Source organism: Pseudalkalibacillus sp. R45 (assembly GCF_052246725.1).
Lineage (GTDB): Bacteria > Bacillota > Bacilli > Bacillales > Fictibacillaceae > Pseudalkalibacillus.
In genome coordinates this window covers 23,469-34,043 of sequence record NZ_JBQQCL010000029.1, presented here as the reverse complement: position 1 = coordinate 34,043, position 10,575 = coordinate 23,469, and the positions used below count along the sequence as shown (strand labels likewise).

11 protein-coding genes are annotated in these 10,575 nt (G+C 40.6%); 2 read left to right on the top strand and 9 right to left on the bottom strand.

Features of this window, described 5'->3' with window-relative positions; all coding sequences use genetic code 11:
* Positions 1-131: 131 nt before the first annotated feature.
* On the bottom strand, positions 132-371 hold the full coding sequence (locus tag ACTWQL_RS23720; protein ID WP_443144828.1) for a hypothetical protein: 240 nt from the start codon (positions 369-371) through the stop codon (positions 132-134).
* A 201-nt stretch (positions 372-572) separates the two neighbouring features.
* Here ACTWQL_RS23720 and ACTWQL_RS23715 point away from each other — a divergent pair, with 201 nt between their 5' ends.
* Positions 573-962, top strand: a complete 390-nt coding sequence (locus ACTWQL_RS23715) for a thioredoxin fold domain-containing protein (protein ID WP_443144830.1) — start codon at positions 573-575, stop codon at positions 960-962.
* Positions 963-1,105: 143 nt separating this feature from the next.
* Here the strand turns inward: ACTWQL_RS23715 and lpdA are convergent, their stop codons facing one another.
* From lpdA to ACTWQL_RS23685, 6 genes are all read right to left on the bottom strand, one after another.
* Positions 1,106-2,518, bottom strand: a complete 1,413-nt coding sequence (gene lpdA, locus ACTWQL_RS23710) for a dihydrolipoyl dehydrogenase (RefSeq protein WP_443144827.1) — start codon at positions 2,516-2,518, stop codon at positions 1,106-1,108.
* A 2-nt stretch (positions 2,519-2,520) separates the two neighbouring features.
* Positions 2,521-3,864, bottom strand: a complete 1,344-nt coding sequence (locus tag ACTWQL_RS23705; RefSeq protein WP_443144826.1) for a dihydrolipoamide acetyltransferase family protein — start codon at positions 3,862-3,864, stop codon at positions 2,521-2,523.
* Positions 3,865-3,918: 54 nt separating this feature from the next.
* A complete protein-coding gene (locus tag ACTWQL_RS23700) occupies positions 3,919-4,896 on the bottom strand; it encodes an alpha-ketoacid dehydrogenase subunit beta (protein WP_443144825.1) in 978 nt (325 codons plus the stop codon).
* Between the two features lie 3 nt (positions 4,897-4,899).
* Entirely contained in the window at positions 4,900-5,985 is a 1,086-nt protein-coding gene (pdhA, locus tag ACTWQL_RS23695) for a pyruvate dehydrogenase (acetyl-transferring) E1 component subunit alpha (protein ID WP_443144824.1), read from the bottom strand.
* A 632-nt stretch (positions 5,986-6,617) separates the two neighbouring features.
* Positions 6,618-7,289 carry a YkyA family protein gene (locus tag ACTWQL_RS23690; protein ID WP_443144823.1) on the bottom strand — a complete coding sequence of 224 codons (672 nt, stop codon included), beginning with the start codon at positions 7,287-7,289 and terminating at the stop codon, positions 6,618-6,620.
* Between the two features lie 185 nt (positions 7,290-7,474).
* A complete protein-coding gene (locus ACTWQL_RS23685) occupies positions 7,475-7,618 on the bottom strand; it encodes a hypothetical protein (RefSeq protein WP_443144822.1) in 144 nt (47 codons plus the stop codon).
* A gap of 349 nt (positions 7,619-7,967) precedes the next feature.
* On the opposite strand from ACTWQL_RS23685, the gene def reads away from it, so the two are divergent.
* Positions 7,968-8,519, top strand: coding sequence for a peptide deformylase (def, locus tag ACTWQL_RS23680; RefSeq protein ID WP_443144821.1), 552 nt, complete (start codon positions 7,968-7,970; stop codon positions 8,517-8,519).
* 59 nt (positions 8,520-8,578) lie between these two features.
* Here def and ACTWQL_RS23675 read toward each other — a convergent pair whose 3' ends face one another.
* Both ACTWQL_RS23675 and ACTWQL_RS23670 read right to left on the bottom strand, forming a co-directional pair.
* Entirely contained in the window at positions 8,579-9,355 is a 777-nt protein-coding gene (locus tag ACTWQL_RS23675; protein WP_443144820.1) for a Cof-type HAD-IIB family hydrolase, read from the bottom strand.
* Positions 9,345-10,277, bottom strand: coding sequence for a DMT family transporter (locus ACTWQL_RS23670; protein ID WP_443144819.1), 933 nt, complete (start codon positions 10,275-10,277; stop codon positions 9,345-9,347). The genes ACTWQL_RS23675 and ACTWQL_RS23670 overlap by 11 nt, the downstream gene beginning before the upstream one ends.
* Between the last annotated feature and the right edge of the window lie 298 nt (positions 10,278-10,575).

Sequence of the window (10,575 nt, the reverse complement as noted above, 5' to 3'; positions counted from 1 at the left end):
TTAAAGAAAACTTGGCGAGACCAAGCCTTTTGTAGGTCGAGCCTTAGTTGCCCTTATACTGAAGAAAGTATTTTATACTTTCTTTAAGTGCAAGAGCAACAAAGTTTGCGAAAACAGCCTTCATTTATTATTCAAAAAGCCATCATCAAATAACGGAATAAGAGAAATGATACTGCACCTAGAACACTTGATAGGCATGAATAGAACTTCGGACTACTTAGATATACACCAAATAAATAGCCAAAATAACAAAAAACGATGAGTAGTATATATTCGAAAATCGATGGATCTTGGTGGGATAAATAAGTAACGAGAGCATAGATGCTCCATATGATCATCTGTACTGAAGATAACACAAGAATGGTATACATCGACACTCCCCCTAAGACAACTTCTACAACTAATCATATGTAGATTACAAGCATGTTACGACTTGAAATCCCCCTCCCGCTACTTATCAATTCTGTAACAATTCATTTACGATTCATAATTCGACAGTTTTTCATGATAAAATCAACTCAAATGTTGCTTTCACGTCAACACTGTAATACAAAAAGAAAGAAGTGAACTCCATGAATGTTCGAACAGTTGGATTTCTTTCTATACCCTTACTTTCCATTCTTGCATTACTGAGCAGCTGTCAGTTCATACCGGAATATGGACATCTCCCTGTTGACTTGGAAACAGACGAAATCAATACGATTCTATTTTCATCAAAAACAAACCAAGCAGAAGAAAAGATATATTATGATGCCCTACTAGAACTACAAAAGGACTACCCACAAAAATTGAATTCCATCAAAATCATAAAGAAACAGAATAAACAGATCGCTGATTATTACAATGTATCCAAATTTCCAACAGTCATCGTTTTTGATGGGAAAGATGAAATCGTCAGACTTGAGGGGAAGAAACAAGTTGAGGAAATCAAGAAAAAGTTAGATACAGTTTATTCACACTAAAAGGCCGGCAAATGCCAGCCTTTTTTATTCGCTTATTTTTATTGGTTTGGAAATCTTGAATGACGGCACTCCTTCAGGAGCTAGCCAAGCGAGTCCCACGATACAAAAACTGCTGGATCCTTCCAGCAGTTTTTTGTAGAGCTTTATTTTACGATGTGTACAGGAAGTCCGATAGCGACTTCTGCTGCTTCCATCGTGATTTCACCAAGTGTTGGATGGGCATGGATCGTCAATGCAATATCCTCAGCAGTCATTCCAGCTTCAATGGCTAGACCAAGCTCTGCAATCATATCAGAAGCATTAGGACCTGCAATTTGCGCACCGATGACAAGACCATCCTCTTTACGAGTGATGAGTTTCATGAACCCTTCAGCATCATTCAATGATAATGCGCGTCCATTTGCCCCGAATGGGAATTTAGAAGCTTGTACGTCAAATCCAGCATCCTTCGCTTCTGCTTCAGAATACCCGACACTTGCAAGTTCAGGATCACTGAAGACGACCGCAGGAATGGCAAGATAGTCAATTTCTGCAGCTTCACCAGAAATAGCTTCTGCAGCTACCTTACCTTCATAAGATGCTTTGTGAGCAAGAGCAGGACCAGGGACGATGTCACCGATCGCATAAAGTCCATCAACCGAAGTTTTACATTGCTTGTCCACTTCGATAAGCCCTTTATCATCCAGCTTGACACCGATTTGCTCAAGACCAAGTTCTTCAGTGTTCGGTTTACGACCGACTGTTACTAATACGTAATCCGCATCGAATGATTTTTCTTCACCTTTCACTTCGGCAGTAACTTTGGCACCATCCTTAGATTCTTCAACGCCTTTCGCCATCGCATTCGTGATGATTTCAACGCCTTTTTTCTTAAGACGGCGTGATACAAGCGTACTCATTTGCTTTTCGAAGCCTGGAAGGATCGTTTTACCACCTTCAAGGATCGTCACTTCAGTACCAAGGTTTGCGTAAGCTGTACCAAGTTCGATGCCAATGTATCCTCCCCCGATGACAACCATCTTTTTCGGTACTTCATTCAATGCTAAAGCACCAGTCGAGGAGATGACTCGGTCACTCCACTTGAAAGAAGGAAGCTCAATCGGGCTAGATCCTGTAGCAAGGATACAATTTTTGAATTTGTAGGTTTGTGAAGTGTATTCGTCTTTCGTTACACGAACTGTATTCGTATCAGAGAAATAAGCTTCACCTTTTACGATTTCAACTTTATTCCCTTTCAAAAGACCTTCTACTCCGCCAGTCAGTTTCTTAACGATACTGGCTTTCCATTCTTGGACTTTTCCCATGTCTACTTTTACATTTTCAGCAGTGATCCCCATATCATCCGAATGTTGTGCAAGTTCGAATCTATGACTTGCGTGAATGACCGCTTTAGAAGGGATACAACCGACGTTGAGACAAACCCCGCCGATATCGCCCTTTTCAACGATCGTTACTTTTTGCCCCATTTGAGCAGCACGGATTGCTGCGACATATCCTCCCGGGCCTGAACCAATGACCAGTGTATCTATTTCTTCTGCAAAATCGCCTACTACCATTTTTACGCCTCCATTATCAATAGTTGTGGGTCGTTCAAGAGTCGTTTGACATGATTTAACGCATTTTGTGCAGTAACGCCATCAACTAAGCGGTGGTCATAACTGATTGATAGCGCCAATACAGGGGCTGCTACGATCTCACCATTTTCAACAACAGGCTTTTCTTGGATACGTCCGACACCAAGGATTGCTGCATCTGGGTGGTTGATGATCGGTGTGAACCATTGTCCACCAGCAGAACCAAGATTGGAAATCGTACATGTGCTGCCTTTCATTTCATCCCCAGAAAGTTTACCATCTCGAGCTTTCTTCGCAAGTTCATTGATCTCATTGGATAATGAGAAGATGGATTTGCGGTCTGCGTCTTTGATGACAGGCACGACTAGTCCCGCATCTGTATCTGCAGCAATTCCGATATTGTAGTAATGCTTGTGAACGATTTCTTCATTTTCATCGTCAATTGATGCATTCAAGATCGGGTATTCGCGAAGTGCTGAAACTAACGCCTTGACAACATAAGGCAAGTAAGTGAGTTTGATTCCTTTTTCAGAAGCAAGCTCTTTGAATTGCTTGCGATGTGCTACAAGATCCGTAACGACAATCTCATCCATATGTGTAACGTGAGGTGCCGTATGCTTAGAGTTGACCATCGCTTTAGCAATCGCTTTTCTCATGCCTTTAAGTTTTTCGCGGGTTTCTGCTTGATCTGAAGTTGCTGCAGCAGGTTTCGCTTTTTCTTCTGTTTGTTGATCTTCTTTCGCTTCAGCTGTTGGTTCTTCAACATCAGCAGTATCTTGTCCACCGTCAAGATATGCATCGATATCTTCTTTAAGGATACGGCCGTCCTTGCCAGAACCGCTTACTTTCTTGATGTTGACGTCTTTTTCACGAGCATACTTCCGAACTGATGGCATCGCCTTAACACGGCTAGTCGGATCATCATCTTCAGAATCAGAGTCTTCTTTCCTCGTTTCTTTTGTTTCTTTCGACTCTTCTTCTTTATCGTCTTTCTTGTCATCCTCTTTTTTCGCTTCATCTGCTTCAGGCTTCTTATCTTCATCCGCTTTTGGTTGTTCAGCATCTGTTTCTTCGCTGTCGCCTTCATAACCTTCAGCATCGATTGTTACAAGTACATCACCAACAACCGCAACTGTTCCTTCGTCAACCTTAATATCGTTTACCGTTCCATCAACAGGTGAAGGAATTTCTACTACTGCTTTATCGTTTTGTACTTCAAGAAGAATATCATCTTCTTTGATTTCGTCGCCTTTTTTGACAAACCATTTTACGATTTCACCTTCATGGATACCTTCACCGATATCTGGCAGTTTAAATTCAAACGCCACAGGGTTCGCCTCCTTGTTTTCTATATAGTGAGTTTGGAGTTTACTTCTGTCCTATTAAAAGTTGATAACTTGCTTCGCTTTTTCCATAATGTCTTTATAATCCGGAAGCCAAACATCTTCAGCAGCAGAGAACGGGAACACTGTATCTGGTGCAGTTACACGCAGTACTGGAGCTTCTAATGAAAGAATCGCTCTGTCATTGATTTCCGCTACGACACTTGCAGCTATACCAGCTTGCTTTTGTGCTTCTTGTACGACTATGGCGCGGCCGGTCTTGTTTACAGACTCGATGATTGTATCAACGTCGATCGGACTTACCGTACGCAAGTCGATCACTTCTGCCTCGATATCTTCTTTTTCAAGTTCTTCAGCAGCTTTTAGAGAAGAATGCACCATTGCACCATAAGTAATGATTGTGATGTCTTTTCCTTCTCGTTTCACATCTGCTTTTCCAATTTCAACTGTATACTCTTCTTCAGGAACTTCATCTCTGAAAGAACGATATAGCTTCATATGTTCTAAGAAAATGACCGGGTCATTGTCACGGATTGCAGAAATCAGAAGTCCTTTTGCATCATAAGGAGTTGATGGGATTATGACTTTCAATCCTGGCTGCTGCGCCATAAGTCCTTCTAAGCTGTCTGCGTGAAGTTCTGGTGTTTTAACGCCTCCACCAAAAGGAGAACGAATTGTAATTGGTGCATTGTAGACACCACCTGAACGGTATCTCAAACGTGCCATTTGTCCAGAAATAGCATCCATTACTTCAAAAACGAATCCGAAGAATTGGATTTCAGGTACAGGACGGTATCCTTGCAATGCTAAACCAATTGAAAGACCACCAATCCCTGACTCGGCAAGCGGGGTATCAAAGACGCGATCTTCCCCGAATTCTTTTTGCAGGCCTTCAGTAGCACGGAATACGCCGCCATTTTGGCCGACATCTTCACCGAAGACCAGAACGTTTTCATCATTTTTAAGTTCAATGCGCATCGCATCAGTGATCGCTTGAATCATCGTCATTTGGGCCATCGCTTACTTCGACTCCTTTTCCTTATATTCTTCCATTTGCTCCTGTAAATTTTTCGGAAGCTCTTCATACATGATATCAATTAGATCCGTCACCTTTTGCTTCGGTGCTTCGTCTGCTTTTTTGATCGCAGCTTTAATATCTTCTTTCGCTTTGTCAACAACTTCATTTTCTTTCTCTTCTGACCATAAATCCTTGCTTTCAAGATACTTACGGAAACGAACTAATGGATCTTTCTTTTCCCATTCGTTATCCATGTCTTCTGTACGGTATCTTGTTGGATCGTCCCCAGCCATCGTATGTGGTCCGTAACGATAAGTAAGTGTCTCGATCAATGTTGGACCTTCTTCATTTACTGCACGTTCGCGAGCTTGTTGGGTAACAGCGTAAACAGCAAGTACATCCATCCCGTCAACCTGTACGCCATGGATCCCTGCAGCAACTGCCTTCTGTGCAATTGTTTTTGCAGCAGATTGCTTTTCAACAGGAACAGAAATCGCAAAACGGTTGTTTTGAACGACGAATACAGCTGGAGCGTTGTACGCACCTGCAAAGTTGATTCCTTCGTAGAAGTCACCTTGTGAAGCTCCACCGTCTCCTGTATACGTGATAGCGATGTTTTTCTTTCCACGCTTCTTAAGTCCGAGTGCAACACCTGCCGTTTGCGTAATTTGTGCACCGATGATGATTTGCGGTGAAATGACGTTTACGCCTTCTGGAATCTGGTTCCCCTGGAAATGTCCACGTGAGAACAAGAATGCCTGGTATAAAGGTAGGCCGTGATACACGATTTGTGGAACATCACGATAACCTGGAAGAATGAAGTCTTCTTTGTCCAGTGCATACTGGCTTCCAAGCATAGATGCTTCTTGACCCGCAACTGGTGCATAGAATCCAAGACGTCCTTGTCTATTAAGGGAAATCGCACGTTGGTCCCAAATTCTTGTATACACCATACGTGTCATCAATTCTTGTAAATCTTCGTCTGACAAGTCAGGCATAGCATCCTCATTAACGATTTCGCCTTCCTCATTCAGAATTTGGAATGTTTCAAATTCCTCTTCGATTTGTGTTAGGGTTTTTGTACCCATGAAGGTCACCTCTTCCTTTCATACTTAAAAATTAATATGATGTGTCAAAATTCGAAAGCCAGACAATTATATACACAATACTTAGATTGTCCACTTTTGACATAAAGCATGTCTAATTCTCTTCTATTTGTTGGATGTATCATTATGCTTTAACATTACGACTACATCATGTTTTACCCTTATTCAAGGTTCAATAATCGTCAATCCTCTCAAACTACTTCACGATCCGAAGAGACAGAAATCTGTACTAGTTTAAGCTGAAATGACAGTAGTACAACTTAACACATTTTCTAGTGTACACTACAAGTTAAAAATACGTCAATCTTATTGATTTAACTTAATTTAACTGGTGATTTATAGTGCTCACCAATTCACAAAAACCCGAAACTGTATTAGTATAGATGAACCCTCTGTATTAATACAACCCCGGAAAAAATTATAGTAAGAAATCATCCTTCATAACCTGTACTCATCAAGCTTTGATAGCGGTTTCGACACAATGTTCGACACCTCATGTGTGAACCAACACAGAAAAAACAACTCTTTGTTTGGTTCAAGCCAAAAAGAAAAAAGCGGACCATATCGTACTGGCCAGCTTTATTGAAAAGTTTATTTAAATATATTTATTTCGATCAGGCTTCATTCTTCTCCGATGTACTGAAACCTGCTTCTTTATAAAAAGCTTTTTTCTCATCATTATATTGATCCGTTAAATTATTGAAAGTATCTTGAGATTGAAGAACTTCCTCATATTTTTTGTTGAGTTCTTCCGTAAAAGATTTCAAGTCTTCAATTGCCAAGTCTTCCTTTTTCATCATTTCATATAATTTGCGATCCATGTTGAGCGCTTCAACATACACCTTATTTAACTCATTGTAGCTTTCATAGCGCTGTTTCATCGTTTTTACAAGAGCATCTGCTTGCTTCTTTAACGGCTCTTCATCCAGTTCGTCCACAAAACTGTTCACTGATTTGAATTCATCGTATGCAGCTTCAATGCTTTCTTTTTCTTTGTTGATCAATTCTTCTCTGGAATCTGCCAGACCAGCGGCTTCATCAGCCATTTTGCGAATTTGATCTATTTCTTTCATGCTCAATCCAAGCATTTCATTGAATAGTTGTTGTTCTTTCTCTTCAGCCTCGATAAGCGGCTCTTGCACTTCAGCAAAACCAGCTTCTAATGAGACCGTCTTCTCCAGATGTTCATAAATTTTTTCAGACGCAGACTCCCCAATCGTACAGCCGGAAGCGACCATTACCAATAAACAGAAACAAATGAAAAATAAATAGTTCTTGATGTACAATATTGCTCCCCCTATCCCTCTCTCTAGTTATTTATGATATACGTTTCTGGAAACCTATACAAGATAAATTATATCTGACAAACTTATTAGTACATTATGTCTGGTTCAATCGATTTAGAACAGCTTCGTAAACAGGTACATATTCTTTTAAAAAGGCTCTTTTCTAAAAGATTGTTGCTTTTGAGTCATTTTACAAAATCACCTTGTGCAAGTTGATTGGAGAGCAAGGTGCGAGACTCCTCGAAAATGAAAATCGCATTTTCTTCGTGCGATGTAACGCTGCCGAAGCTTTCCTTGTCCTGCGGGATCAGCGGGACAGGTGAGACCATTCAATGTCGCAAGGCGACGAGTGGGCTCACCGCACGCCCCGCGGAAAGCGAGCATCCTGGAGCGGAAATCAACGACTTTTAAAGAAAACTTGGCGAGACCAAGCCTTTTGTAGGTCGAGCCTTAGTTGCCCTTATACTGAAGAAAGTATTTTATACTTTCTTTAAGTGCAAGAGCATCAAAGTTTGCGAAAACAGCCTTTAATAAGGCTTAGTTATACATTGATCACGAAAGCAAAACAATTTATCGCTTTCTTTACGTGAAAAAAGCAAGTTGTGTTAAAATTAATACAGTGCTTTAACGATCGTAATTACAAATGAGACAGTTAGCTTAAGGAGTGGAATTTGATTTATGTTGACAATGAATGATGTTGTAAGAGAAGGAGATTCGATTCTTCGAGAACGTGCTGAAAATGTTGCCATACCTCCTTCAGAAGAGGATAAAGATACATTACAGAAAATGCGCGATTTTCTAGTGAAAAGCCAGGACCCAGAACTGAGTGCCAAATATAACCTTCGTCCTGGTATCGGTCTTGCTGCACCCCAAATCGGATTAAGCAAACGGATGATTGCAGTTTTAGTTGAAGATGAGGATGGTCAATTATATGATTATGCTTTATTCAATCCGCGTATTATGAGCCATTCGGTTCAAAAATCATATTTGGAGGGTGGCGAAGGTTGCCTTTCAGTAGATCGGGATGTCCCTGGCTTCGTACCCAGGTATTTTAAGGTGAAAGTCAAAGGCGTTGATATTAACGGTGAAGAAATCGAGCTACGGCTGAAAGGTCTGCCATCAATCGTTTTCCAACATGAAATCGACCATCTGAACGGTGTAATGTTCTATGACCATATCAACAAAGATAACCCATTCGAAAGACCGGATGGCATATCTATTGGAAGATAATATTTAAACGAAGAGAAAAGGCGGATCCGCAGTGGATCCGCCTTTTTACATCCTAAATATTAAAGTAGTCCTATTTTCATCAATCCATGACGTATGCCATCATTATCGACTTCCTTCGTTACAAAGTCCGCTGCTCGTTTAGCCGCTTCTTTACTATTGCCCATCGCAATTCCTGTGCCGGCGAACTCTAGCATTTCAAGGTCATTCAGACCGTCACCGAATGCTACAACATCTTCTTGATGATAACCAAGATGAGCAATCATTTTTTCGATCCCGATCGCTTTCGATCCCGTTTTGGGCAATACATCCATCGAATACTGGTGCCATCGGATGAAATTGAAATCATTGTACGTATTACGATAAAGTTTTTCTTTCTCTCCAGTTTCACAATACAGTAATGCTTGGAAAATCTTACGTCCTCTATAGAATTCCGGATCATGTTGTGGATGGACAAGTTTCAAATCGTCCATCGATTTCTGGACATGCGGGTGAGCATCGTGTGTCGTTCTCCCTGTTTCAGTATTCAAGAATACCATAGGATGGTCATGTTCTTTTGAACGTATCACCAATTCGTGTAAAAATGTCTCATCAAGCGGATTTTCGTAAACACTCTGGTTTTCGTATGAAACATATTGTCCATTGAAACTGATAAATCCATTGATCCCAAGTTCTTCAAGTAAATAATGGAACATGAATGGAGCTCTGCCTGTTGCAATCGCAATAGGTACATTACGCTCCTGGAGTTCTTTTATCGCAAGCATCGTACCTGGTGGAATTTTCTTTTGATGATCCAATAAAGTTCCATCTATATCGAAAAATACGATTTTATTTGTCATACAATACCCCTTTATTCTTGCTGTTTATTGCACTAGCTGCAAGCGGTTCGTTTTTAACAGTCTTTCTTGTCGAAAGATACACCCCACCTAAAATCAATACTAAGCCGAGTATCGCGTGTGCCGGTATGTGTTCATCCAAGAGGAACCATCCCCAGAACATCGCTGTGATGGGTACAAGATACGTAACGAAAGTGGCGAACTCTGCACTTCCCTTTTGTATCATATAGTAAAATAATAAATATGCTAATCCGGAGCCGAACACCCCAAGCCCTACGATTGCAATGAGTGCACTCCAAGATGCAACTTGATTAAGGCTGAAAATGGATCCGGTCACACCCATGATCGCCAAACTGCCGATCGCACCTGTAATTAAAGTGATCAACGATATCATCATAACACTAACACCTTGTAGATGTCTCTTTGTAAATTGCGAACAATAACCATAGCAAAGCGTAGCGGCTATCATCGTCCCCATTCCGATCAGATCTTCGTTGATTAGCTGTGTCACATTCAAATCAATCAATACCAAAATACCGATGAACCCTACAATAATACCCATCCATTGCTTGAATTTCAAGGTGATTGAAAACAACAATACACCAATGACACTCGTCCAGATTGGTGTAGTTGCATTGACAATCGAAGCCATACTGCTCGAAATCCTGGTTTCACTAATCGCGATCAATCCCCAGGGTAAGAGTGCATTCAACAATCCAACTAATAATAAGGCTTTCCATGGTAGTACTTTTAGGGACAACCCTTTTCTCTTTATAAGGATGATGAACAACAAGGTCAGTGCCCCAAGCGTACATCTGACGAACACGATTCCCCATGGTCCAAGATCTTCAACCAGTACCTTGATGAAATAAAAAGACATTCCCCAAATTAAACTTAAAGTGACTAATGCAGCATATAATTTCATCTTTTTCACCTTTTTCTTACAGCCAGTATGAAACTGTGCCCAATCTATACCACTAATTACCTCGATAAATTATCACTCTGATACTCCATACTAAGTATAACACCACAATTGGGAAATTTGGATACGAGTTGCTCATGAAGGAGCCTCGAAAAATTTTCATGTTCATTGAGGATAAATTTTTTCAGTAAGGAGGTATGGATCGGATGAAAAAATTAAGAGATCAGATCAAAAACAGATGGAAAGACTTATTCGGTTTGAAACAACGTGTACCGATGCTTTGATATTTTCAATATTTGTT

Bases quoted from the DNA above. Each gene is read 5' to 3' on its own strand.
- ACTWQL_RS23720 (WP_443144828.1), bottom strand. From the start codon at position 371: ATGTATACCATTCTTGTGTTATCTTCAGTACAGATGATCATATGGAGC.
- ACTWQL_RS23715 (WP_443144830.1), top strand. From the start codon at position 573: ATGAATGTTCGAACAGTTGGATTTCTTTCTATACCCTTACTTTCCATT.
- lpdA (WP_443144827.1), bottom strand. From the start codon at position 2,518: ATGGTAGTAGGCGATTTTGCAGAAGAAATAGATACACTGGTCATTGGT.
- ACTWQL_RS23700 (WP_443144825.1), bottom strand. From the start codon at position 4,896: ATGGCCCAAATGACGATGATTCAAGCGATCACTGATGCGATGCGCATT.
- pdhA (WP_443144824.1), bottom strand. From the start codon at position 5,985: ATGGGTACAAAAACCCTAACACAAATCGAAGAGGAATTTGAAACATTC.
- ACTWQL_RS23685 (WP_443144822.1), bottom strand. From the start codon at position 7,618: ATGGTCTCACCTGTCCCGCTGATCCCGCAGGACAAGGAAAGCTTCGGC.
- def (WP_443144821.1), top strand. From the start codon at position 7,968: ATGTTGACAATGAATGATGTTGTAAGAGAAGGAGATTCGATTCTTCGA.
- ACTWQL_RS23675 (WP_443144820.1), bottom strand. From the start codon at position 9,355: ATGACAAATAAAATCGTATTTTTCGATATAGATGGAACTTTATTGGAT.
- ACTWQL_RS23670 (WP_443144819.1), bottom strand. From the start codon at position 10,277: ATGAAATTATATGCTGCATTAGTCACTTTAAGTTTAATTTGGGGAATG.